At 74.7% G+C, this 21,899-nt stretch carries 22 protein-coding genes; 8 read left to right on the forward strand and 14 right to left on the reverse strand.

Translation table 11 applies throughout. The features are described 5' to 3' along the window. Window positions 1-43: 43 nt before the first annotated feature. Window positions 44-937: an alkaline phosphatase family protein gene (locus tag ACFUEL_RS13515; RefSeq protein WP_380236327.1), complete on the reverse strand. Its 894-nt coding sequence runs from the start codon at window positions 935-937 to the stop codon at window positions 44-46. A gap of 278 nt (window positions 938-1,215) precedes the next feature. On the opposite strand from ACFUEL_RS13515, the gene cobC reads away from it, so the two are divergent. Further along, the gene (cobC, locus tag ACFUEL_RS13520) at window positions 1,216-2,730 is read left to right on the forward strand and encodes an Rv2231c family pyridoxal phosphate-dependent protein CobC (protein WP_380236329.1); all 1,515 of its coding nucleotides are present in this window, start codon (window positions 1,216-1,218) and stop codon (window positions 2,728-2,730) included. A gap of 146 nt (window positions 2,731-2,876) precedes the next feature. Here the strand turns inward: cobC and ACFUEL_RS13525 are convergent, their stop codons facing one another. The 4 genes from ACFUEL_RS13525 to ACFUEL_RS13540 are packed head-to-tail and all read right to left on the reverse strand — an operon-like array spanning window position 2,877 to window position 6,305. Then, the gene (locus ACFUEL_RS13525) at window positions 2,877-3,653 is read right to left on the reverse strand and encodes an MOSC domain-containing protein (RefSeq protein WP_380236330.1); all 777 of its coding nucleotides are present in this window, start codon (window positions 3,651-3,653) and stop codon (window positions 2,877-2,879) included. Beyond that, complete coding sequence (locus ACFUEL_RS13530; protein WP_380236331.1) at window positions 3,650-4,186, reverse strand: hypothetical protein; 537 nt, start codon at window positions 4,184-4,186, stop codon at window positions 3,650-3,652. Before ACFUEL_RS13530 ends, ACFUEL_RS13525 begins: the two co-directional genes overlap by 4 nt. Further along, window positions 4,183-5,343 carry a M48 family metallopeptidase gene (locus ACFUEL_RS13535; protein WP_380236332.1) on the reverse strand — a complete coding sequence of 387 codons (1,161 nt, stop codon included), beginning with the start codon at window positions 5,341-5,343 and terminating at the stop codon, window positions 4,183-4,185. Before ACFUEL_RS13535 ends, ACFUEL_RS13530 begins: the two co-directional genes overlap by 4 nt. A gap of 29 nt (window positions 5,344-5,372) precedes the next feature. Beyond that, window positions 5,373-6,305, reverse strand: a complete 933-nt coding sequence (locus tag ACFUEL_RS13540) for a MerR family transcriptional regulator (protein WP_380236333.1) — start codon at window positions 6,303-6,305, stop codon at window positions 5,373-5,375. A gap of 300 nt (window positions 6,306-6,605) precedes the next feature. Here ACFUEL_RS13540 and ACFUEL_RS13545 point away from each other — a divergent pair, with 300 nt between their 5' ends. Beyond that, window positions 6,606-7,367 (forward strand): GNAT family N-acetyltransferase, encoded by a 762-nt coding sequence (locus ACFUEL_RS13545; RefSeq protein WP_380236334.1) that lies wholly within the window; start codon window positions 6,606-6,608, stop codon window positions 7,365-7,367. 94 nt (window positions 7,368-7,461) lie between these two features. Here the strand turns inward: ACFUEL_RS13545 and glnII are convergent, their stop codons facing one another. From glnII to ACFUEL_RS13575, 6 genes are all read right to left on the reverse strand, one after another. After that, a complete protein-coding gene (glnII, locus tag ACFUEL_RS13550; RefSeq protein WP_380236336.1) occupies window positions 7,462-8,484 on the reverse strand; it encodes a glutamine synthetase GlnII in 1,023 nt (340 codons plus the stop codon). Between the two features lie 204 nt (window positions 8,485-8,688). After that, window positions 8,689-9,639, reverse strand: coding sequence for an SCO1860 family LAETG-anchored protein (locus tag ACFUEL_RS13555; RefSeq protein ID WP_380236337.1), 951 nt, complete (start codon window positions 9,637-9,639; stop codon window positions 8,689-8,691). A 266-nt stretch (window positions 9,640-9,905) separates the two neighbouring features. Continuing rightward, a complete protein-coding gene (locus ACFUEL_RS13560; protein ID WP_380236339.1) occupies window positions 9,906-10,583 on the reverse strand; it encodes a uracil-DNA glycosylase in 678 nt (225 codons plus the stop codon). Between the two features lie 46 nt (window positions 10,584-10,629). Next, window positions 10,630-11,100, reverse strand: coding sequence for a hypothetical protein (locus tag ACFUEL_RS13565; RefSeq protein ID WP_380236340.1), 471 nt, complete (start codon window positions 11,098-11,100; stop codon window positions 10,630-10,632). Next, on the reverse strand, window positions 11,097-11,429 hold the full coding sequence (locus ACFUEL_RS13570; RefSeq protein WP_380236341.1) for a hypothetical protein: 333 nt from the start codon (window positions 11,427-11,429) through the stop codon (window positions 11,097-11,099). Before ACFUEL_RS13570 ends, ACFUEL_RS13565 begins: the two co-directional genes overlap by 4 nt. Beyond that, window positions 11,426-12,511, reverse strand: coding sequence for an amidohydrolase family protein (locus ACFUEL_RS13575; protein WP_380236342.1), 1,086 nt, complete (start codon window positions 12,509-12,511; stop codon window positions 11,426-11,428). The genes ACFUEL_RS13570 and ACFUEL_RS13575 overlap by 4 nt, the downstream gene beginning before the upstream one ends. Before the next feature lie 121 nt (window positions 12,512-12,632). On the opposite strand from ACFUEL_RS13575, the gene ACFUEL_RS13580 reads away from it, so the two are divergent. Beyond that, the gene (locus ACFUEL_RS13580; RefSeq protein WP_380236344.1) at window positions 12,633-13,712 is read left to right on the forward strand and encodes an aminotransferase class V-fold PLP-dependent enzyme; all 1,080 of its coding nucleotides are present in this window, start codon (window positions 12,633-12,635) and stop codon (window positions 13,710-13,712) included. A 7-nt stretch (window positions 13,713-13,719) separates the two neighbouring features. Here ACFUEL_RS13580 and ACFUEL_RS13585 read toward each other — a convergent pair whose 3' ends face one another. Beyond that, window positions 13,720-14,397 (reverse strand): SMI1/KNR4 family protein, encoded by a 678-nt coding sequence (locus tag ACFUEL_RS13585; protein WP_380236345.1) that lies wholly within the window; start codon window positions 14,395-14,397, stop codon window positions 13,720-13,722. Window positions 14,398-14,536: 139 nt separating this feature from the next. On the opposite strand from ACFUEL_RS13585, the gene ACFUEL_RS13590 reads away from it, so the two are divergent. Further along, complete coding sequence (locus ACFUEL_RS13590; RefSeq protein ID WP_380236346.1) at window positions 14,537-16,141, forward strand: TauD/TfdA family dioxygenase; 1,605 nt, start codon at window positions 14,537-14,539, stop codon at window positions 16,139-16,141. Here the strand turns inward: ACFUEL_RS13590 and ACFUEL_RS13595 are convergent. Continuing rightward, complete coding sequence (locus tag ACFUEL_RS13595; RefSeq protein ID WP_380236347.1) at window positions 16,138-16,545, reverse strand: RidA family protein; 408 nt, start codon at window positions 16,543-16,545, stop codon at window positions 16,138-16,140. The genes ACFUEL_RS13590 and ACFUEL_RS13595 overlap by 4 nt on opposite strands. 43 nt (window positions 16,546-16,588) lie before the next feature. Continuing rightward, window positions 16,589-17,356, reverse strand: a complete 768-nt coding sequence (locus tag ACFUEL_RS13600) for a GntR family transcriptional regulator (protein WP_380236349.1) — start codon at window positions 17,354-17,356, stop codon at window positions 16,589-16,591. A gap of 315 nt (window positions 17,357-17,671) precedes the next feature. On the opposite strand from ACFUEL_RS13600, the gene ACFUEL_RS13605 reads away from it, so the two are divergent. From ACFUEL_RS13605 to ACFUEL_RS13620, 4 genes are read left to right on the forward strand one after another with little or no spacing between them, the layout of a single operon-like run. Next, a complete protein-coding gene (locus ACFUEL_RS13605; RefSeq protein WP_380236351.1) occupies window positions 17,672-18,847 on the forward strand; it encodes an ABC transporter substrate-binding protein in 1,176 nt (391 codons plus the stop codon). Window positions 18,848-18,855: 8 nt separating this feature from the next. Further along, complete coding sequence (locus tag ACFUEL_RS13610) at window positions 18,856-19,857, forward strand: ABC transporter permease (protein WP_380236352.1); 1,002 nt, start codon at window positions 18,856-18,858, stop codon at window positions 19,855-19,857. Then, on the forward strand, window positions 19,845-20,669 hold the full coding sequence (locus ACFUEL_RS13615; RefSeq protein ID WP_380236353.1) for an ABC transporter permease: 825 nt from the start codon (window positions 19,845-19,847) through the stop codon (window positions 20,667-20,669). Before ACFUEL_RS13610 ends, ACFUEL_RS13615 begins: the two co-directional genes overlap by 13 nt. Before the next feature lie 35 nt (window positions 20,670-20,704). After that, entirely contained in the window at window positions 20,705-21,784 is a 1,080-nt protein-coding gene (locus tag ACFUEL_RS13620; protein ID WP_380236354.1) for an ABC transporter ATP-binding protein, read from the forward strand. Window positions 21,785-21,899: the final 115 nt, after the last annotated feature.

Raw genomic sequence — 21,899 nt, forward strand, 5'->3', positions numbered from 1 at the left:
CAACAAGATAAAAACACCTATCGTCCGCGAGGTACATCGGCCGTCAGTTCCAGATGCCGGTGATGTCGGCGGCGGAGGCGGCGTTGCCCGCGTGGGTGCTCAGGCCCGCCAGGTCCTCCAGGGTGCGCAGCACGTTGTAGTGGTTGTAGGTGGTGGAGCTGGTGGAGCCCGGGGTGACGTGCTGGCCGTAGAGCACGGTCGGGATCCGGTTGCCGGAGAGGCTGTTGTCCTCGTCGAAGGTGACGACCAGGATGCTGTTGTGGGTCTTCGCCCAGGTCGCGTAGGCGCCCAGGTTGTTCTTGATCCAGTTGTCGCCGGTGGTCACCGAGCAGTCGTGCATGTCGTTGCACAGGTTCGGCACCACGAAGGAGACCTTCGGCAGCGCGGTGTAGTCGGTCGGGAACTGCGCCATGGTGTACGCGGTGCCGGTCGGCACGTTGGAGAAGCCGAACCACGGGTTGTGCTTCTGCGCGTACTTGGTGCTGGAGTTGGAGCAGACGGTGGAGCCCTGGCTGGGCAGGCCCTCGTTGTACGAGCCCCAGGACTTGCCCGCGGCGATCAGCTCGGAGGCCAGGTTCGGGGCGCTCTTCGAGCCGACGCCGACGCAGCTGTCGTCCGTGCGGCCCTGGTTGGAGCCGGAGAACAGCATGTAGTAGTTCGGCTCGGACGGGTGGGTCAGGCCGTGGGACTGGGTCAGGTTGGCGCCGCCGGCCACCAGCGTGCCGTTCAGGTACGGGGCGCTGGAGCTGCCGACGACCTGGCTGTACGCGTGGTTCTCCATCACCACGACGACCACGTGGTCGGGGGCGGGCAGGCCGGCGGCCTGCGCGGTGGAGCCGGTCGCGGCCCACAGGCCGAGCGAGGCGGCGGCGAGGGCGACGGTGCTGCCGATCGCGGTCAGGCGGCGCTTGGCGCGGCGGTCGGGCTGAACGGACATGGCGGAGGTCCTCCGGGGGTGCAATGTACGGGACAAGGGCGATGGAGCGCCGGAAACGCTAGGGCCGGCCCCGTGACGGCCGAATGCCGCGCGACGTGAAGAACAGGCGAACGGTTGGCTGTGCAACTTCGGCCCCCCGGCGGTTTTCGGCCAGCCGCGCGACGCTTCTCACAGCTGTCCCGATTGACCCTGCTCGGGCGGACATGGTGGGATTCCCACGGCCCGGCGGCGGCACCGGCACGGGCCCGCACGGAGCGGAACGGACGGGAGGGCCGGGCGTGTCGGACGGCGCACCCCACCACCCGGCGCACGCCCCCCGCGTGGTGCTCGGCCTCGGCCTGCGGCGCGGCACCCCCGCCGCCGAGGTGCTCCGCGCCGCCGACGCGGCCCTCGCCGCCCTCGGCCTCGACCGCACCGCCGTCACCCGGGCCGCCACCCTGGACAGCAAACTGTTCGAACCCGGACTGTGCGCCGCCGTACGGGAGTTGGGCGTCCCGCTGACCGGCCACCCGGCCGCCGTACTGGCCGCCGCCGAGGTGCCCGGCGGCTCCGCCCGGGTCGCCGCCGCGGTCGGCACCCCCAGCGTCGCCGAGGCCGCCGCGCTCGTCACGGCCGGGCCCGGCGCACGCCTGCTCGCCCCGCGCACCGCCACCGCCTCGGCCACCGCGGCACTCGCCGCCCCGCCCCCGGACCGCCCGGCCCCGCCCCCAGGAGGACAACAGGTGAACCAGCAGCCCGATCTGCGCCATCACGGCGACGCCGAAGTGCGCGCCGCCGGGCTGGTCGACCTCGCCGTCAACGTCCGCACCGGCACCCCGCCGCCCTGGCTGCACACCCACCTCGCCGCCACCCTCACCGGCCTCGCCGCCTACCCGGACGGCACCGCCGCCCGCGCCGCGGTCGCCGCCCGGCACGGCCGCCCGGCCGGCGAGGTGCTGCTCACCGCGGGCGCGGCCGAGGCGTTCGTGCTGCTCGCCCGCGTCCTGCGGCCGCGCCGGGCGGTGGTCGTGCACCCGCAGTTCACCGAACCCGAGGCCGCGCTGCGCGACGCCGGGCACCCCGTCCACCGCGTCCTCCTCACCCCGGAGCAGGGCTTCCGCCTCCTGCCCGGGGCGGTCCCCGAGGACGCCGACCTGGTGGTGGTCGGCAACCCCACCAACCCCACCTCCGTCCTCCACCCGGCCGCCGCCCTCGCCGAACTGGCCCGGCCCGGCCGCACCCTGGTCGTCGACGAAGCCTTCATCGACACCGACCCCGGGGAGACCCAGAGCCTCGCCGCCGTCCGCGACCTGCCCGGCGACGTCGTCGTGCTGCGCAGCCTCACCAAGACCTGGGGCCTGGCCGGCCTGCGGATCGGCTACCTGCTCGCCCCCGCCCCGCTGGTCGCCGCACTCGCCGCCGCGCAACCGCTCTGGCCGGTCTCCACGCCCGCGCTGGCCGCCGCCGAGATCTGCTCCGCCCCCGCGGCCCTCGCCGAGGCCGAGCAGGCCGCCCGCACCACCGCCGCCCACCGCGCCCACCTGCTGGCCGGCCTCGCCACCGTCCCCGGCCTGCGCGTCCACGGCACCCCGGCGTCCTCCTTCGTCCTGGTCCACCTCCCCGGCGCCACCGCCGTCCGCGCCCGCCTGCGCGAAGCCGGCTACGCCGTCCGCCGCGGCGACACCTTCCCCGGCCTCGGCCCCGACTGGCTCCGCATCGCGGTCCGCGACCCGGCCACCACCGACGCCTTCCTCAAAGCCCTGCGGGAGCATGCACCACCAGGGGCTCGGGGAACGGCGAGTCCATGCTGCTGACGGCCGGAGCCCATCGAAGGTCCGTGCTGCTGCGTGTCTTTGACGGAACCGGAAGCCAATGCGCGCCCCGGCAGTGAACGTCTCGCAGCCTGGGCCTCGCCGTTCCCCGAGCCCCTGGTGGTGCACCCTGGCGGGGGCTCTCGCTCTCAGTGGAGCGTGATCGTGTCCCCGACCCCGATCGTCCCCGGTGTCACGACCTGCGCGTACACGCCGACGCACGGCAGTGGCGGCATGTCGGGCAGGGGCCGGACCCGGTTCTCCCGGGCGGGGCGGCGCAGGGCCTCCGGGTCGGTGGGGAGCGGGCCGTGCGCGAGGGTGGGGATCGCGCAGCGCGGGGTCGCGGCGATGACGCGCAGCCGCAGTTCCGGGCCGACGGCGAGTTCGCGGCCGACCCAGCCGTTCTCGGCGTACGGCTCGCCGCCGCCGTCGACCACCAGGTTGGGCCGGTAGCGGGCGGCGGGGGTGCCGGCCAGGCTCGCGGTGGTGACCAGGTGCAGCGGGGCGAAGTCGAAGAAGCTGCCGGGTTCGGCGGCCGATCCGAACTCCTGGACGGTGTGCTCGACTTCGGCGTCGATCCCGGCGGCGAGCACCTGTTCGGGCACCGATCGGTGCAGCACCGCGCCGTCCGGCCGCCGCGAGATCAGCCGGACGGGGCGGCCGAGCAGCGCGGAGATCCCGGCGTCGTCGAGGGTGGCGCCGTCCGGTCCGGTGATCCGCACGCCGCCGTCGGTGTGTTCCGCGCGGAGGGTGAGCAGGCGGCGCCAGGTGCGGGGTTCCTTGGCGCTGGCGATCCGGCCGTCGGTGAGGTCGAGCAGGGCGTGCCGGCGGTCGCCGTCGAGGCCGTGCGCGTCGATCCGGGCCCGGTCGACCTGCTCGCCGAGCAGTGACTTGACGGGGTGGCGGTGCAGTGCGGTGACGATCAACTCCGGTTCGCCTCCGCCCAGTCGGTGAGGACGGCGAAGTCCGCGGGGCGCAGCCCGTACCGGTGGTCGACGGTCAGGGTGAGCGCGGGGGCGGGGTGGTGGGCGGCGATCCAGGCGGTGTCCTGCGGCGCTATCTCGTCGTCGACCCAGGCGAACGGCCGTCCGGCGGCGTGGGCGACCAGGTGGCGGGTCTTCCAGTGCAGCCCGTCCGGGTCGCCGTGGTGCATGGACGGCCAGTCCACGTACGGGAGTTGGGGCAGGCCGAGGAGTGGGGCGAGGTGCTCGTTGGCCTCGTCCTTCCAGGTGGTGGCCCAGATCAGCTCGTAGGGCAGGGCGAGCAGCGCGGGCCCGTGGTCGGGGTGCAGCCAGACCCGCAGCGGCTTGGGGTTGCGGATGCCCGCGGCGAGCTGGCGTTCGCGCCAACTGCGCACGGGGACGCGGTGGGTGAGGTACCCCTCGGGTCGGCGGTAGGGGCTGCCGACGTACGGGGCGAGCGGGCCGTCGACGTCGAGCATCAGCAGCGGGCGGGTCATTCGGCCTCCCGGGTGGTGAGCCAGCGGCGGGCGGCGGCGATCCGGCGGCCGGTGCTGGGGTGGGTGGCGAGCAGCAGTTCGACGGCTCGGGGCGGGTACGGGTCGGCGACGTTGGCGACCGCGAGGCGGCGCTGCATGGCGATGAACTGCTCGGCGTCGCCGGTGAGTTCGAGGGCGTGCCGGTCGGCGCGGGCTTCGATCCGGCGGCTGGCGGCGCACTGCGCGGGGGTGCTGAGCGCGCCGAGCAGGGCGGCCAGCGCGGCCAGCAGCGGCAGCGAGCGCGGGCTCTGGGCCTCGACGACCCCGGCCGCGTCCAGCAGCGGGCGCCAGGCGAGCAGCGCGGCCAGCACGGGGACGGCGACGGCCGCGCCGAGCGCGCCGAGGACGGTGCCGGTGAGCACGTCCCGGTGTTTGACGTGGCCGAGTTCGTGGGCGGCGACGAGTTCGATCTCGCGCGGCTCGGCGGTGGTCAGCAGGGTGTCGTAGACGACGATCCGCCGGGTCGGGCCGAAGCCGGAGACGTACGCGTTCAGCGCGGTGGTGCGGCGGGAGGCGTCGGCGACCAGCACGTCGCGCACCGCGATGCCGTCACGGCGGGCCAACTCCAGCAGGGCGGTGCGCAGTTCGCCGTCGGGCAGCGGGGAGAAGCGGTTGAACAGCGGCTCGAGGAGCAGCGGGTGCAGGAAGGACAGCGCGACGGTCAGCAGCGCGGCGGCGGCCGCGGCGGGCAGCCACCAGCGGCCGGGCGACCATCCGATCAGCGCGTACAGGCCGAGCGCGAGCGGCAGGAACAGGGCGAGCGTGACGGCGGTGCCGCGCAGCGCGTCCACCGCCCAGCCGGCCCAGCCCTGGGTGACCAGGCCGTACCGGGCGGAGGCCACCCGGACCTCGGCCGAGAACGGCAGCGTCACCACCCGGCCGAGCAGCACCAGCGCCGCCGCGCCCGCCAGCACCTCTGCTGCCCAACTGCCGCCGAACCAGCCGCCGACGGTGCCCACCAGGCCCGCCCCGGCGGCCGTGAACCCGAGGACGGCGCTCAGCGCGAGCGAGGCCAGCTGCCCGCCCAGTGCCCAGGGCAGCCGGGAGCGGCGCAGCGCCCGGCCGCGCTCCCGCTCCTGCGGGGTGAAGTCGCCCTCGGCGGGCGCGGTGTCAGTCACGGGACCAGCGTAGGGCGCCGCGCACCCGGTTATCCGGCCGCGCGCAGGGCGGCCGCGAACCAGGCGAACACGGGGGCCAGTCCGGGCGGGGCGGGCCAGCCGTTGATCCGGGCCAGCAGGGCCCAGTAGCGCTCGGCCCGGGGGTCGGCGGCCACCTCCAGGCGGCGCAGGATCCAGCCGCGCAGCGCGGCGTCGTCCGGGCGGCCGAACACCTCGGCGTAGCGGGCGGTCAGTCCGGCGACCGCGGCGTCGGCGGCGGGGGTGCCGGGGGCGGTGCCGGCGGCGAGCGCGGCGCCCACCACCTCCCGTACCCGTTCGGTGAGTTCGTGGTGCAGGCCGGTGGTGTCGCCCTCGGCGCGCTGCTCGGCCTGGTAGGCGGCCATCCGCCGCAGGGCGGCCCGGAAGTCCTGGTCGGCGGTGAGTTCGGCGAGTTCGGCCCAGGCGGTGAGCTGTTCGGTGCTCGGGTCCTCGGGCAGTTCGGGGACGGCCGCGCGCAGCGCCGCGACGAGTTCGGGGTTGGCGTCGGCGGTGCCGAAGGTGTCGTCGACGAACTCCTCGATCAGGCGGCGGCGCTCCTCGGCGGACAGTCGGACCAGGCGGTGCATCAACGCGGTCTCCTCGGAGTCGGTTCCGTGTTCGGCGACGGCCCGCAGCACGGCGCGCTGCCGGCGCAGCGTACGGATCCGCAGGTCGATGGCACCGGCGTGTGCCCGGGCCACCTCGGCGAGGCTCTCCTCGCGTTCCAGGACCCGCCGCACCGCGTCCAGCCCCAGCCCCAACTCGCGCAGCGTGCGCACGAGTTCGAGCCGGGCCAGGGCCTCGGCGCCGTACCGCCGGTAGCCGGCCGCGGTGCGGTCGGTGAACGGCACCAGGCCGGTGTCCGAGTAGTACCTGATGGCCTTCACCGTCAACCCGGTACGCCGCGCCAGCGCGCCGATGCTCAGCAGCCCGTCGTCGTCCATGCCCACCACCCTGCCGTCTCCCCCGGGGGGAGACTCAAGCGGCGGCGTCCGCCGGGCCGTCGGCCGTACCGGCGCGGGGCGGGCACGGCGCGCCGGATCCCGGCGCCGTACGCGACCACCGCCGCCAGGTACCGCAAGGCCGTTCTTCCCCCGTCCGGCGTGCGCGCCCCGGGCCCTCCGGCGGCGCGGCCGGATCCTAGCCAGCCCGACGCCCTTGCTGCGAAAGGGTTTTCCGCGTCCGAGCCGCCGGGCGTGACAAACCGCTCGAACCGGGCGGAGCGGTCGGCCTACGATGGCCGGATGGTCGAGGAGAGTCTGCGGGTCGCCCTGGAGTTCCGCCGCGCCTTCGCCCGGCGGCAGGCCGCCGAGGTGGTGGAGCTGCCGGGCGGGTTCGGGGTGCTGAGCACGGAGTTCGCGTACTCGCACGAGCACAACCAGCTGGTGCTGGACACGCCGCCGAGCGGGACGGACGTGGCGGGGCTGGCCGAGGAGGTGCTCGGGCACCTGGGCCACCGGCGGATCTCGGTGTTCGACGACGCCTCGGCGCTGGCCCTCGCGCCGGGGCTGGCGGCGGCCGGTTACCGGCACGAGACCGAGGTGGTGATGGTGCACCGGGGTCCGCTGCCGGCCGGTGGCGGCGCCGGGCCGGTCGCGCCGGACGAGCTGGCCCCGGCGCTGGAGCGGCAGTGGCGGCACTGGCTGCCGTGGGCGCCGGACGACTCGATCGCCCAGTTGGTGAACCGGCGCGCCGCCCGCGCGGCGGGCGCCGAGCGGGTGCTGACGCTGGCCGCCCGGGGGGCCGGCGGCGAGTTCGGCTCCTGGGCCGACCTGTACCAGGACGCCGCGGGCACCGCCCAGATCGAGGACCTGGCCACCGCCGAGGAGCACCAGCGCCGCGGCCTGGCCGACGCCGTCCTGGCCACTGCGCTGCGGCTGGCCGCCGACCGGGCCCCCGACGGCCTGCGCTTCCTGGTCGCCGACGCCGAGGACTGGCCCCGGCACTGGTACGCCCGGCGCGGTTTCGTCCCGGTCGGCCGCACCCACGGCTTCGTGCTGTCCTGAGCGCCCCGCCGGGCGGCCCGGAACGACGACGGCGCCCGCCGTCCCCCTCGCGGGGAGCGGCGGGCGCCGTCGTGCAGTGCGCGTACCGGGCGGATCAGACCTGGCCGGCCTTCTCCAGGGCCTCGCAGCAGGTGTTGATCAGCAGGCGGGTGACCACGTACGGGTCGACGTTCGCGTTCGGGCGGCGGTCCTCGATGTAGCCCTTCTGCTCCACCTCGACCTGCCACGGGATGCGGACCGAGGCGCCGCGGTTGGACACGCCGTAGGAGTAGACGTTCCACGGGGCGGTCTCGTGCTTGCCGGTCAGGCGGGACTCGATGTCGTCGCCGTACTGGGTGACGTGCTCCAGCACCTTCTCCTGGGAGGCGCCGAGCGACTCGCAGGCGGTGATGATGGCGTCGTAGCCCTCGCGCATCGCCTTGGTGGAGAAGTTGGTGTGCGCACCCGCGCCGTTCCAGTCGCCCCGGGCCGGCTTGGCGTCCAGGGTGGCGTCGATGCCGAACTCCTCGGCGGTGCGGTAGAGCAGGTAGCGGGCGATCCACAGGTCGTCCGAGACGGTCAGCGCGTCGACCGGGCCGATCTGGAACTCCCACTGGCCGGGCATGACCTCGGCGTTGATGCCGCAGATCGCCAGGCCGGCGTCGATGCAGCGGTCGAGGTGCAGCTCGACGATCTCGCGGCCGAAGACCTCCTCGGCACCCACGCCGCAGTAGTAGCCGCCCTGCGGGGCCGGGTAGCCGCCCTCCGGGAAGCCGAGCGGGCGGGAGCCCTTGAAGAAGGTGTACTCCTGCTCGATGCCGAAGATCGACTCCTGGGCGGCGTAGCGCTCGGCGACCTCGCGCAGCGGGGCGCGGGTGTTGGTGACGTGCGCCTCACCGTTGGTCTCGAAGACCTCGCACAGCACCAGGATGTTGTCGCCGCCGCGGATCGGGTCCTTGACGACCTTCACCGGCTCCAGCACGCGGTCCGAGGCGTGACCCTCGGCCTGGTTGGTCGACGAGCCGTCGAAGCCCCAGGTGGGGATCTTGTCGGCGTTCGGCAGCACCCGGGTCTTGGAACGGAGCTTCGCGGTCGGCTTGGTGCCGTCGATCCAGATGTACTCGGCCTTGATCGCCATCGCGGTGATCCTCACTGCTTGGGTGGTGGGTGCCCGCGTAGCGTCGCAAGCCGCCGTTTCCCGGTTGTTCCTCCTATGTAACGCCCATGTGAACCAACGGTCCGCAGCGGTGCGCTCACCCTGGGAGAGTCCGCGTCTCGCGATGCGGGCGCTCCGCCGGGACAGCAGGGACGCGACGGGCCCCGGCGGCCCTCCCCCGGACGGTCAGCGGTGCCGGGCGTGCGCCGCGCGCCGCCGCCGGGTCATCCACACCGCGGCGCCGCCGGCCACCAGCAGCGTGCCGCCGCCCGCGGCCAGCACCGTGGTCCCGGAGGAGCCGGTGTACGCCAGCTCCTCGCCCGCCGCCTTCGGCACCGCGCGGTTCTGCCCGGACGGCGACGCCGGGGCCGCCGTCGAGGGGGAGGCCGCGGGCGAGGAGACGGCCGCCGCCGGGACGACCGCCGCCACCGGCTTCTCGCAGGACACCGAGGCGACCGTCACCGTGCCGTCCACCTTGGCCACGTTCAGGTCGAGCGGGTTCAGCGCCACCTTCACCTGCAGCGCGGAGGCCGCCGCCGTGCTGGTGGTGACGGCCTTCTTGGAGAACTCGACGTCCACCGAGCCGATCCCCGGAACGTCCACGTGCGTCGGCGAGTTGAGGCCCACCGTCACCGACCTGCCCAGCACGGTGAGCTTCGCGGGCGCGACGACGTTCGCGGTCGGCGTCCCGTCCACCGGGCAGCTCACCTCGGTGCTCATCGCCTCCAGCCCGAGCAGCGTGGTCAGCGGCAGGCCCGGCACGTGCACGTCGGCGTCCACCAGCTTCACGGACGCGGTGGCCAGCTTGTCGTCCACCCTGGTCACCGACTTGCCGACCTCGGCCTTCACCAGCGTCACCGGCCGGCCGCCGTCCACCCCGTCCACCTTGGCGGTCAGCATCGCGCCGTCCCGCTGGGCGGGCGACTCCACCTTGTTCAGCGCCACGTCCACCGGCACGTTCACGGTGTTCAACAGCGTGACGTCCAGGGCGAGTTCGGCCGTCACCGCACTGGCCTTCCCGGGCTTCGCGGGCGTACCGGCACCGGCGTCGGCGGCGGAGGCCGGGGACAGCGGCAGGCCGACCGTCAGGGCGGACACCGCCAGGGTCGAGACGGCGACCGAACGCAGAACAGACATGACAGGAACCCCCACGCGTGGTGAACGGCAGAGCGCGCCCGCGACCTCACCCGGCAGACCGCACGGGGAGGGGACTCGCGCTCTCGACTGCCGCCAGTCTCTTCGAACAGTGCGTCACTCCAGCAACACGGAACGTCATTTCACCCCTTCGGGTGAGGTTGACGACCGACGTTGACCGTTCCCGGTTCCGGAACGACGCATTCCCGCCAGGAACCGTCCTCCACCCCGGCCCCGCGAGGGGGTCACCGAGCGAACCGGGGCCTCCGTCAGGGCAGCCGCCAGTCGACGGGCTGGTCGCCCTGGCGGAGCAGCAGGTCGTTGGCGCGGCTGAACGGCCGGGACTTGAAGAAGCCGCGCTCCGCGGAGAAGGGGCTGGGGTGCGCCGACTCGATGTAAGGCACCTGGCCGAGCCAGGGCTTCAGCTGGCCGGCGTCGCGGCCCCAGAGGATGGCCACCAGCGGCCTGTCGCGGCCGACGAGCGCCTTGATCGCCTGTTCGGTGACGGCCTCCCAGCCCTTGTTGCGGTGGCCGCCGGTCTTGCGGGTCTCGGTGGTGAGGGCCCGGTTGAGCAGCAGCACGCCCTGGTTCACCCAGGGGGTGAGGTCGCCGTTGGAGGGCGGCGGGAAGCCGAGGTCCTCGCTGTACTCCCGGTAGATGTTGATCAGGCTGGCCGGTATCGGCCGGACCTCGGGCGCCACCGAGAAGCTGAGCCCGACGGCGTGCCCCGGCGTCGGGTACGGGTCCTGGCCGACGATCAGCACCCGGACGTCGGCGAACGGCTGCTGGAAGGCCCGTAGGACCTGCGGGCCGGGCGGCAGATAGGAGCGGCCGGCGGCGATTTCGGCGCGCAGGAAGTCGCCCATCGCGGCGACCTGTCCGGCGACCGGCGCGAGGGCCTGGGCCCAGCCGGGTTCTACAACTTCGTGCAAGGGTCGAGCAGCCATGACGGAAGCCTATCGGCCGCACTGACAACCGGAGTTCGCGAGGCCCTCAGGCCGGGCCGCCCGGGGGCCGGAAGGGCACGCCGAGCGCGGCGGCGGCCCGCCGGCCGAGCCACTCGGCGGCCGCTTCGACGGGCGGGCGGCCGTCGGCCGGTTCGCCGGGGGCAAGGTAGCGGGCGGCGGTGGCGGCGTCCACGACGGACAGTACCTGGCTGCCGTCCGCGCCCTCCAGCAGCAGTTCGACGTCCGCCCCGGTCCGGACCGCCCGGACGGCGAGGACGGGGGCGTCCACCCCGGCGACCCGCCCGGTCAGCGGCTCGGCGCCCGCGAGGGGGTCGGGCGGGGCGGGCCGCAGCTGCCGGTGGCGCTCCTCCAGGAGTTTCCGACCCTCCTGGACGCCGCTGCCGTCCGCGTCCCGCAGCAGCCCGAACGCGTGGACGAAGCGCTCCCGAAGCAGTTCCCCGTCGATCCGCTCGCGCACCTCGGCGGGCAGCGCCTCCCAGCGGGCGTCCACCGTCACCGGGAGTCCGCTCCGGGCCGCTGCCGGCGCGGAGCCTCGTCGTCGGGCTCGTCGGACGCGTCGGGCTCGTCGGGGTCGACGGGGGTGCCGGGGTCGCGGACGATCCGGTCGGCGAGGGCCCGGTAGCGGTCGCCGGCGAGGAGTTGCACGCCGGCGACACCGGCGTCGAAGCGGACCAGACCGACCGCGGTCACCGCGGTGACCGCGCGGATCGCCGCGGGCAAGCCGTCCTGGAGCACGTAGCCGTCGATCTGGCGGCGGATGCCCTCCGGCCGGGCGGCCCGGAACGCGTCCCGTTCGGACTTGCGCGCGAACGCCGTCCTCCTCACACCACACGCCCGTTCAGCACCACGTGCGCGGGCGCGGCCAGGACGCGCAGGTCGGCGCGCGGGTCGGCCGGGTAGAGGACGAGGTCGGCGGGGGCGCCCTCGGTGAGGCCGGGGCGGCCGAGCCATGCGCGGGCGGACCAGGTGGTGGCGGCGAGGGCCTCGACGGGGGTGAGTCCGGCCTTGGTGAGTTCGAGGGCCTCCTCGGCGACCAGGCCGTGGGCGAGCGAGCCGCCCGCGTCGGTGCCGAGGTAGATCGGGATTCCCGCGTCGTGGGCGGCGCCCACCGTCTGGTAGCGGCGGGCGTGCAGCCGGCGCATGTGGGCGGCCCAGGCGGGGAACTTGGCCTCGCCGCCGTCGGCGAGCGCCGGGAAGGTGGCGATGTTGACCAGGGTGGGGACGATCGCGACGCCGCGTTCGGCGAAGGCGGGGATCAGGTCCTCGGTGAGGCCGGTGGCGTGTTCGACGCAGTCGATGCCGGCGGCCAGCAGGTCGGGCAGCGAGTCGGTGGCGAAGCAGTGCGCGGTGACCCGGGCGCCCTCGGCGTGGGCGGCGGCGATCGCTTCGGCGAGGGCGTCGCCGGGCCAGCAGGCGGTGAGGTCGCCGGCGCCGCGGTCGATCCAGTCGCCGACCAGCTTGACCCAGCCGTCGCCGCGCCGGGCCTCGGCGGCCGCGTAGGCGGCGAGGTCGCCGGGTTCGATCTCGTGGGCGTAGTTGCGGATGTAGCGGCGGGTGCGGGCGATGTGCCGACCGGCCCGGATGATCTTCGGGAGGTCGTCGCGGTCGTCGATCCAGCGGGTGTCGGCGGCGGAGCCGGCGTCGCGGATCAGCAGGGTGCCGGCGTCCCGGTCGGTGCGGGCCTGCTTCTCGCTGGTGTCGCGGTCGACGGCGCCGTGCGCGTCCAGGCCGACGTGGCAGTGGGCGTCGACCAGGCCGGGCAGCACCCAGCCGGTGAGGGTGGCGGACGGTTCGGCGGCGGGGCGTTCGAAGGTCACCCGCCCGTCCACGGCCCAGAGTTCGTCCCGGACGTCCTCGGGGCCGACCAGCACCCGGCCCTTGATGTGCAGCACCCCGCGCTCTGTCATGCCTGGCACTGTACTCGGCGCCGTTCACCGGCCCGCGGGCCTCGTGCGGCAGACTGTTCGACGGCGACCCTCCGCCCGCCGGTCCGTCCCGGCGCCCGCCGCACCGAAAGGCTCCCCGCGCATGCTGCTCGACCTCCCCCCGATGACCGCCGACCGGTTCGCCGCGATCGAGGACGCGGTGGCGGCGCTGCTGCGCACCCGGAACGACGTGATCGTCACCCAGGGCGAGGCGCTGCTGCCGCTGGAGGCGGCGGTCAAGGGCGCGGCGCACCCGGGTTCGACCGCGCTGAACATCGTCACCGGCCCGTACGGGCAGACCTTCGGCGGCTGGCTGCGCGACGCCGGGGCGAAGGTGGTCGACCTGGCGGTGCCGTACGACTCGGCGGTGGGCGCCGGGCAGGTCGCGGCGGCACTGAACGAGCACCCGGAGATCGACTTCGTCTCGCTGGTGCACGCCGAGGCGGCGACCGGCAACACCAACCCGGTCGCGGAGATCGCCGAGGTGGTGCGGCAGCACGGCGCGCTGCTGATGCTGGACGCGGTGGCCTCGGTGGCCGCCGAGCCGCTGCTCACCGACGAGTGGGGCGTCGACCTGTGCGTGATCGGCGGGCAGAAGGCGATGGGCGGCCCGGCGGGCGTCTCGGCGGTGTCGGTGAGCGAGCGCGCCTGGCAGCGGATCACCGCCAACCCGGCCGCGCCGCGCCGCTCCTACCTCTCCCTGCTGGACTGGAAGGAGCGCTGGACGGACGCCGGCCGCACCCAACTTCCGCACGCACCCGCCCAGTTGGAGATGCTCGCGCTGGAGGAGTGCCTGGCCGCGATCGAGACCGAGACGCTGGACGCGGTGATCGCCCGGCACCGCGCCGCGGCCGCCGCCACCCGCGCGGGCGCCCTCGCCCTGGGCACCGTCGCCCCGTACGTCCGGCTCGCCGAGCACGCCGCCCCGGTCGCCACCACGCTGCGCACCCCGCTGGGCACCAACGCGGCCGAGCTGGCCGCCGAAGTGCGCCGCCGCGCCCCGCAGTTGCCCGTCCAGTCGGGCGGCGCGCTGGCCGCCACCATGCTCCGGCTCAACCACTACGGCCCGGCCGCCAACCCGGAGACCGTCATCGCCACCCTGGAGCTCCTCGCCGAAGCCACCGGCGCCCCGGCCGCCCCGGCGGTCACGGCGGCCACCGAGGCGTGGGAGCAGGCGATCTGACGGTGCGTCAGTAGTTGTTCCAGCTGACCGGCAACGCCTCGCACAGCTCTTCGAGCACCTCCTCGCTGACCGCCCGCACCGCCGTCCAGAAGCCGCCCTGGATCGCCAGCAGGGCGTCCGGGCGGGCGAAGAGACGGGTGTCGACGCCGGGTTCGTACAGCGGGGGCAGTTCGGTCCAGTCGGCCAGGTCGGCCGGATCGACCTCGCCCGCGTCCACGTGCGCGTCCTCGTCGAGCAGCGGCTCGGTGAGGACGACGGCCAGGCACTCCACGGAGAACCTGGCCGTCCACGGGGTGGGCTCGGGGTCGGCGGCGTCCGGCCAGACGACGGTGGGCGGGTCGTCCTGACCGAGGGCGGCGAGCGGGATCCCCCAGTAGGCGCAGCTCTGGTTCTCCACCCGGTAGACCAGGCAGCCCTGGTCGGTGTACAGCTCCTCGGGCGGCAGCAGGGTGTCGTGGTTGCTGGTGAGGTCGGGGCGGTTGCCGATCAGCCGGTGCGCCTCGCGCAGCGCGGCGGGCAGCCGCAGGCCCAACCTGGCCTCGGCGGCGTCGAGTTCGGCGTCGGTGCGGCCGTCGCCGGGGCGCAGCGGGGCGCCCCAGAAGGCGGCGAGGTCGGCGATCAGCCGCCAGGCGGTGGTGCGGTCGGTGAGCGCGGCGGGCAGGTCGCGGGCGAGGTCGAGCGTCATGCGGGCAGGGTAGCCCCGGGCAGGGACAGGGTTCGGCCGCCGGTGGCCCGCCGTTCACCGGGCGGGCGGGTGGTGGACGTCCGGGCGGTCTTGGCTGGGCAGCCCCGCGAAGTTGGCTGTACAACTGGAGGCTGACCCGATGCCCGTGCCCCCCGCGTCCCACCCGTACTGGCTGCGCGACAACTGCCCGTGCCCCGAGTGCCGCGACCCGCGCGGCGGGCAGAAGCTGTTCCGGATCGGTGACCTGCCGGACGGCCTGGCCGCCGTCGAGACCGCCGAGGACGCCGCCGGGCTGACGGTGCGCTGGTCCGACGGCCACCGCTCGCACTACCCGGCCGGGTGGGACGCGCCCGCCGGCCCCGACGAGCGCACCGAGCACGCCAAACGGCTGTGGCAGGCCGCCGACTTCGCCCGCGGCCTGCCGGAGGCCGACTGGGCGGCGTACCTGGCCGACCCGGAGGAGCGGACGGCGGTGCTGGCGGCCGTCCTGCGCTCCGGCTTCGCGCTGCTGCGCGGCGTCCCGGCCGAGCCGGGACGGGTGCTGGAGGCCGCCCGCAGCTTCGGGTACGTCCGGGAGACCAACTACGGCGAACTGTTCGACGTCCGGGTGGAGCCCGACCCGGCGAACCTGGCCTTCACCAGCGCCGCCATCGCCCCGCACACCGACAACCCGTACCGGGACCCGGTGCCCACCCTGCAACTGCTGCACTGCCTGCGCAACGACCGCGCGGGCGGCGACTCCGGGCTGGTGGACGGGTTCCGGGCCGCCGCGCTGCTGCGCGCGCAGGACCCGGCCGCGTTCGCGGTGCTGGCCCGCACGCCGGTGCCGTTCCGCTACCGCGACCGGGGCACCGAACTCACCGCCGCGCGGCCGCTGATCGGGCTCGACCCGCGCGGCGCGATCCGCGAGGTCCGCTTCAACGACCGCTCCACCGACACCGCCGCGCTGTCCGCCCTGGCCCCCGCCGAACTGGACGCCTTCTACGCCGCCTACCGCCGCTTCGCCGCGATCACCCTGCGCCCGGAGCTGCGGCTGGACTTCCGGCTCGCCCCCGGCGACTGCCTGCTCCTCGACAACACCCGCCTGCTGCACGCCCGCACCGCCTTCGGGCCCGGCGACGGCACCGGCGGCCACCGCCACCTGCAGGGCTGCTACGCCGACCTGGACGCGCTCTCCTCCGCCCTGGCCGTGCTGCGCCGCACCACCGCCGTGCTGGACGAACTCGAGGCGCTGTTCGCGGGCGAGGGCTCCGCCGAGTACCTGGGCGAGGCCGTCACCCTGGCCGCCCACATGCTGCAGGCCGCCGCCCTGGCCCGCGCCGCCGACGCCCCGCCCGCGCTGGTGGCCGCCGCCCTGCTGCACGACATCGGCCACTTCCGGGGCAGCGGACGGGAGTTGATGGCAGGCACCGACAACCGGCACGGCGAGAGCGCGGCCGCCCGGCTGGCCCCGTACTTCCCGCCCGCCGTCACCGAACCGGTCCGCCTGCACGTCGATGCCAAGCGCTACCTGTGCACCGCCGAACCCGGCTACGCCGACCTGCTCTCCCCCGCCTCCGTCCACACCCTGGCCCTCCAGGGCGGCCCGATGCCCCCGGACGAGGCCGCCGCCTTCGCCGCCCACCCGTTCGGCGCCGCCGCGGTGGCCGTCCGCCGCTGGGACGAGGCCGCCAAGGACCCGGCCGCCGCCACCCCGACCTTCGCCGAATTCCGGCCGCTGCTCCGGGAGTTGATGAACGACTAGGCAGGCAGCGCCGCCGTCAGGTCGACCTCGACCAGCTGCCCGGTGTAGCCGAGGGCCGCGGCCCCGAGCAGGGTGGAGGCGGTGCCGAAGGCGGGGCCGAGCGGGGAGGCGGTCAGGCGGCGCCAGGCTCCGCCGAGCACCTCGCTGCGGTCGCTGACCACGTGGACCACCGACCGCACCACCCGCTCCGGCCCGACCCCGATCGCGGCCAGCGCCGTCATCGCGTTGGCCACCACCTGGTCGATCTGGGCGTCCAGGTCTCCCGCCCCGACCAGCCTCCCCTCCGCGTCCAGCGGGCACTGCCCGGCCAGGTGCGCGGTGCGCCCGGCCTCCACCACCGTGATGTGCGCGTACCCGGCGGTGGGGTGGAGTTCCGGCGGGTCGATGCGCGTGATGTCGCTCATCCGGCGATTGTCACCACCGGCGGGCGGCCGGGTCATCCGGTTTTCAGTCCTCGTCCCGGGCGTGCCGCGAAAGCGCGGACGAGGCCAGCGAGTTGTGGATGGAGAAGGCGACGGTGCCGGGCAGGTAGCGGTCCTGGGACCACTCGACGGGGGTGCCGGTGGGGTCGGTGGTGCGGCGCTTCTCGCGCAGCAGCGGGCTGCCGCGGCGGCAGGAGAGCAGCCGGGCGTCGGCGGCGTCGGCGGTGACCACGTCGATGGTGTGGTCGGCGTCGGTGAACAGGATGCCGTGCTCGCGCAGGGGTTCGGTGTGCGAGACCGCGTCGGGCGGCAGTTGGGCGACCAACTCGCCGACCCGGGGCGGGTAGACGGTGCGCTCGACCATCACGGGGGTGCCGGAGAGGGTGCGCAGCCGGAGCGTGACGTAGACCTCGGTGCCGGGTTCCAGGCGCAGTTGTTCGCGTTCGGCGGCGTCGGCGGGGCGGCGGACCAGCGATTCGAGCCGGCCGCCGGGCTCCTCGCCCATGGAGCGGGCCCAGTGGGTGAAGGAGAGCAGTTCGGAGAAGGACTGGACGCGGGCGCCGCCGAGGACGACCCGGCGGGTGCCGCGGCGGGAGGTGACCAGCCCGTCGGCGCGCAGCAGGGCGAGGGCCTGCCGGACGGTGCCGCGGGAGACACCGTACTGCTCGGCGAGGGCGCCCTCGGCCGGCAGCCGCCCGGCTTCGCCGAACGAGCCGGAGGTGATCGCCTCGCGCAGGTCGGCGGCCACCTTGCGGTAGAGCGAGCCGGCGGCGCGGTCCTGGTCGAGTGCCACGTGCGTCGAGTTCCCTTGGCTGGTAAGGAGGTTGGGCCGTGTCCTGCGCGTGAGCGCGCGTGCACCGCCGACTGTAGCCGCTGCCCGCGGCGGCCCCGGAGCCGGGCGCGGCCGCTCCCGCGAGCGTTCCCGCAGCCGACCCCCGCACTGGCCCGTCCGTTCACCTTCCCGTCACCGCTTTCGGGCGTACTTGCTCCTGGCGGCGGAAGTTGGCTGGCCAACTTGGCCGGACAACCGGCCGCGCCGCGCACCGAAGACCCTCGCACGACCTCCCTCGTGACCTCTGCAGCTCCACTTCCTCCAGGAGACCCTCCCGTGACCGTGCACCGCCACCGCGCCGCCGCCCTCGCGGCCGTGCTGACCGCTGCCGCGCTCTCCCTCTCCGCCTGCGGCTCCGCCGGCTCGTCCGCCACGTCCGGCGAGGCCGCCAAGGCCGGCGGCGGCACGGTGAACGCGCGGACCGCGACCTCGCTGGCCGACTTCGGCGGCATGGACGGCCTGGTGGCCGCCGCGAAGAAGGAGGGCAAGCTGCACGTCATCACCCTCCCGCGGGACTGGGCCAACTACGGCAAGCTGATGGACGACTTCAAGGCGAAGTACGGCATCGAGATCGAGGACGAGAACCCGGACGGCTCCAGCCAGGACGAGATCAACGCGGTCAAGTCCCGCAAGGGCCAGGACCGCGCCCCCGACACCCTCGACCTGGGTTCGGCGTTCGCGCTGTCCGCCGCCAAGGAGGGCCTGCTCGCCCCGTACAAGGTGGCCGGCTTCGACAAGATCCCCGCCGCCATGAAGGACCCGGCCGGCCTGCGGGTCAACGACTACGGCGGCTACGTCTCGATCGGCTGCGACGCCAAGAAGGTCGCCGTCTGCCCGAAGACCTTCGCCGACCTGCTCAAGCCGGAGTACAAGGGCCAGGTCGCGCTGAACGGCAACCCGACCAAGTCCGGTTCGGCGTTCGGCGGCGTGTACGCGGCCGCGCTGGCCAACGGCGGCAGCCTCGACAACATCCAGCCCGGCATCGACTTCTTCGCCAAGCTGAAGCAGTCCGGCAACTTCAACCCGGTCGAGTCCACCCCGGCGACCATCGAGAAGGGCGAGACCCCGATCTCGATCGACTGGTCGTACCTGAACGCGGGCTACACCGACGAGTTCAAGGGCAAGGGCATCGACTGGCAGGTCGCCGTCCCGTCCGACGGCTCCTACGCCCAGTACTACAACCAGGCGATCAACAAGGACGCCCCGCACCCGGCGGCCGCCCGCCTGTGGATGGAGTACCTGTACTCGGCCGAGGGCCAGAACGGCTTCCTCGGCGGCTACGCCACCCCGGCGCTGTTCGACGCGATGAAGGCGGACGGCACCCTGGACGCCACCGCCGCGGCCAAGCTGCCCACCGTCGAGAAGCCGTTCACCGCCTTCCCGACCTCGGAGCAGGTCGACGCGGCCAAGAAGGTGCTGACCGACAACTGGGCCAAGGCCATCGCGGGCTGATCACCGACATGACCACGGCCCCCACCCCGGTGCCGGCCCCGGCCGCCGCTGACCCCAGCGGCGGCCCGGGCGCCCCCGCCACCGCCACCGCCTCCCCCACCGCGCGCCCCGCCGGACGCCGCCCAGCCGCGCGCCGCCCAGCCGGGCCCCGCCCGGCCCGCCGCCGTCCGCGCGGCGGCGCCTGGCTGGCCGCCGTACCGCTGCTGGCCTTCTTCCTGGTCGGCTTCGGCCTGCCCGCCGTCGCCGTCCTCACCGGCGCGTTCACCGTCTCCAGCGACGCGGAGACCGGCGCCGGCTCCTTCACCACCGCCAACCTCACCGACTCGGTGCAGGGCGCGTACTGGACGGCGCTGCTCTCCAGCCTGAAGCTGTCCGCGCTGACCGCGCTGATCGGCACCGTGCTCGGCGTCCCGATCGCCCAGGCCGTGCTGACCTCCCGGTTCCGGCTGCTGCGCGAGGCGGTGCTGACCGGCTCCGGCGTGCTCGCCAACTTCGGCGGCCTGCCGCTGGCGTTCGCCTTCGTCGCCACCCTCGGCAACGCGGGCGAGGTGACGAAGATGTTCCACCTGACCGACCACGGCTGGTCGCTGTACAGCTTCACCGGCCTGGCCGTCACCTACCTGTACTTCCTGGTGCCGCTGATGGTGCTCACCGTCACCCCCGCCCTGGAGGGCCTGCGCCTGCAGTGGCGCGAGGCCGCCCGCAACAACCGGGCCACCACCCTGCAGTACTGGCGGCACGTCGCGCTGCCGATCCTGTTCCCGTCGCTGCTCGGCGGCTTCGTGCTGCTGTTCGGCTCGGCGTTCGCCGCGTACGCCACCGCCGCCGCGATGGTCGGCGCGACCGTCCCGCTGATCAGCCGGCAGATCGCCGACGCGCTCTCCGGCAACGTGCTGGTCGGCCAGGGCAACCTGGCGCTGGCGCTCAGCCTCGACATGATCGTCGTCGCCGCCCTGGTGATGGCCGTCTACCTGCCCCTCCAGCGCCGGAGCGCCCGATGGCTCGACTGACCCCCCGTCCCCGGCTGTGGCGCGCCGCGGTCCTGCTGCCGGCCGCGCTGTACTTCCTGGTCCCGATGGCCGCCTCGGTCTGGTTCTCGATCGACGACGCCGACGGGATCTCCTTCGACGCCTACACCGGCCTGCTCTCCGCCCCCGGCTTCACCGACAGCCTGGTCCTCACCCTGGAGCTGGCCGCCGTCACCGTCGTGGTGCTGCTGCTCCTGCTGGTGCCCGCGATGATCGCGGCCCGGATCGGCGCGCCCAGGCTCCGTCCGGTGCTCGAAGTGGTCTGCACCCTGCCGCTGGTGGTGCCGCCGGTCGCGCTGACCGCCGGCCTGATCGGCGTGCTGCGCTGGGGCCCCGACTACTTGATGGACACCCCGTTCTTCCAGACCTTCGTCTTCGTCCAGCAGCCGGAGTTCCCGCTCGTCCTGGTCGTCGCGTACGTCCTGATGGCCCTGCCGCTCGCCTACCGCGCCCTGGACTCCGGGCTGCGCGCGGTGGACGTTCGCACCCTGGTCGAGGCCGCCCGCAACTGCGGCGCCCCCTGGCCGCGGGCCGTGCTCTCGGTGATCGTGCCGAACCTGCGCGGCGCGCTGCTGAACGCCGCCTTCCTCACCCTGGCCCTGGTGCTGGGCGAGTTCACCACCGCCTCGATCCTCGGCTACCAGCCCTTCGCGGTGTGGATCTACTCGGTCGGCAACAGCCGGGGCCAGATGTCCGTCGCGGTGTCCGTGCTCAGCCTGCTGATCACCTGGGTGCTGCTGCTCCTGCTGGCCGCGGCCGGCCGCGAGCGCCGCCACAAGACCGCCACCCCCTGAGACACCTCCTGAGACGCCCACGGAGACCGCCACCCATGAGCACCGCCACCGCCCCCCTCGCCGAGGACGCCGCCACCGGCAGCGCCACCGTCGAATTCCGTTCGCTGCGACGGCAGTTCGGCACCACCACCGCCCTGGACGGCCTGGACCTGACCGTCCGCCCCGGCGAACTGCTCGCCCTGCTCGGCCCCTCCGGCTGCGGCAAGACCACCGCGCTGCGGATCCTGGCCGGCTTCGAGACCCACGACTCCGGCGAGGTGCTGGTCGACGGCGAGGACATCACCCGGATCCCCGCGCACCGCCGCGACGCCGGCATGGTCTTCCAGTCGTACAGCCTCTTCCCGCACCTCACCGCCGCCGAGAACGTCTCCTTCGGCCTGCGGATGCGCGGCGCCGGAAAGGCCGAACGGCTGCGCCGCGCCCAGGAGTTGCTGGAACTCGTCGGCCTCCCGCAGCGCGCCGCGCACTACCCCCACCAGATGTCCGGCGGCCAGCAGCAGCGCATCGCGCTGGCCCGCGCGCTCGCCCTCCAGCCGCGCGTCCTGCTCCTGGACGAGCCGCTCTCCGCCCTGGACGCGAAAGTCCGGCTCGCGCTGCGCGAGGAGATCCGCCGCCTCCAGCAGGAGCTCGGCATCACCACCCTGTTCGTCACCCACGACCAGGAGGAGGCCCTCTCGATGGCCGACCGGGTCGCCGTCCTGCGCGCCGGCCGCCTCGAACAGTGCGCCGCCCCTTCGGAGTTGTACTCCCGGCCGGCCACCGCGTTCGTCGCCGAGTTCGTCGGCACGATGAGCCGCGTGCCGTGCTCGCGCACCGCCGACGGCGGGGTCGAGGTGCTCGGCCGCCGCCACCCCGTCGACGGCCCCCTCCCCGCCGACGGCGACCTGCACGTCCTGGTCCGCCCCGAACACGTCGGACTCACCCCCGCCGAGGACGGCCCCGCCCTGGTCGTCGCCGCCTCCTTCCTCGGCGCCGTCACCCGCGTCACCGTCCGCCTCCCCGACGGCACCGAGCTCAAGTCCGACCTCCCCACCGAGACCGCCACCACCCTCCCCCTCGGCTCCCGCGCCGCCCTCGCCCTCCCCGACCGCCCCGTCCTGGTCGACCGCGCCTGAACATTCAGGGGCCGGGAGAGCACCACCAGGGGCCCGGGAGAGCACCACCAGGGGCCCGGGGAACGGCGGGTCCGTGCTGCTGACGGCCGGAGCCCATCGAAGGTCCGTGCTGCTG

The sequence above is a fragment of the Kitasatospora sp. NPDC057198 genome (assembly GCF_042670125.1).
Classification (GTDB): Bacteria; Actinomycetota; Actinomycetes; order Streptomycetales; family Streptomycetaceae; genus Kitasatospora.

Bases quoted from the DNA above. Each gene is read 5' to 3' on its own strand.
- ACFUEL_RS13515 (WP_380236327.1), bottom strand. From the start codon at position 937: ATGTCCGTTCAGCCCGACCGCCGCGCCAAGCGCCGCCTGACCGCGATC.
- ACFUEL_RS13530 (WP_380236331.1), bottom strand. From the start codon at position 4,186: ATGACCCGCCCGCTGCTGATGCTCGACGTCGACGGCCCGCTCGCCCCG.
- ACFUEL_RS13540 (WP_380236333.1), bottom strand. From the start codon at position 6,305: ATGGACGACGACGGGCTGCTGAGCATCGGCGCGCTGGCGCGGCGTACC.
- ACFUEL_RS13545 (WP_380236334.1), top strand. From the start codon at position 6,606: ATGGTCGAGGAGAGTCTGCGGGTCGCCCTGGAGTTCCGCCGCGCCTTC.
- glnII (WP_380236336.1), bottom strand. From the start codon at position 8,484: ATGGCGATCAAGGCCGAGTACATCTGGATCGACGGCACCAAGCCGACC.
- ACFUEL_RS13555 (WP_380236337.1), bottom strand. From the start codon at position 9,639: ATGTCTGTTCTGCGTTCGGTCGCCGTCTCGACCCTGGCGGTGTCCGCC.
- ACFUEL_RS13560 (WP_380236339.1), bottom strand. From the start codon at position 10,583: ATGGCTGCTCGACCCTTGCACGAAGTTGTAGAACCCGGCTGGGCCCAG.
- ACFUEL_RS13575 (WP_380236342.1), bottom strand. From the start codon at position 12,511: ATGACAGAGCGCGGGGTGCTGCACATCAAGGGCCGGGTGCTGGTCGGC.
- ACFUEL_RS13580 (WP_380236344.1), top strand. From the start codon at position 12,633: ATGCTGCTCGACCTCCCCCCGATGACCGCCGACCGGTTCGCCGCGATC.
- ACFUEL_RS13585 (WP_380236345.1), bottom strand. From the start codon at position 14,397: ATGACGCTCGACCTCGCCCGCGACCTGCCCGCCGCGCTCACCGACCGC.
- ACFUEL_RS13590 (WP_380236346.1), top strand. From the start codon at position 14,537: ATGCCCGTGCCCCCCGCGTCCCACCCGTACTGGCTGCGCGACAACTGC.
- ACFUEL_RS13595 (WP_380236347.1), bottom strand. From the start codon at position 16,545: ATGAGCGACATCACGCGCATCGACCCGCCGGAACTCCACCCCACCGCC.
- ACFUEL_RS13610 (WP_380236352.1), top strand. From the start codon at position 18,856: ATGACCACGGCCCCCACCCCGGTGCCGGCCCCGGCCGCCGCTGACCCC.
- ACFUEL_RS13615 (WP_380236353.1), top strand. From the start codon at position 19,845: ATGGCTCGACTGACCCCCCGTCCCCGGCTGTGGCGCGCCGCGGTCCTG.
- ACFUEL_RS13620 (WP_380236354.1), top strand. From the start codon at position 20,705: ATGAGCACCGCCACCGCCCCCCTCGCCGAGGACGCCGCCACCGGCAGC.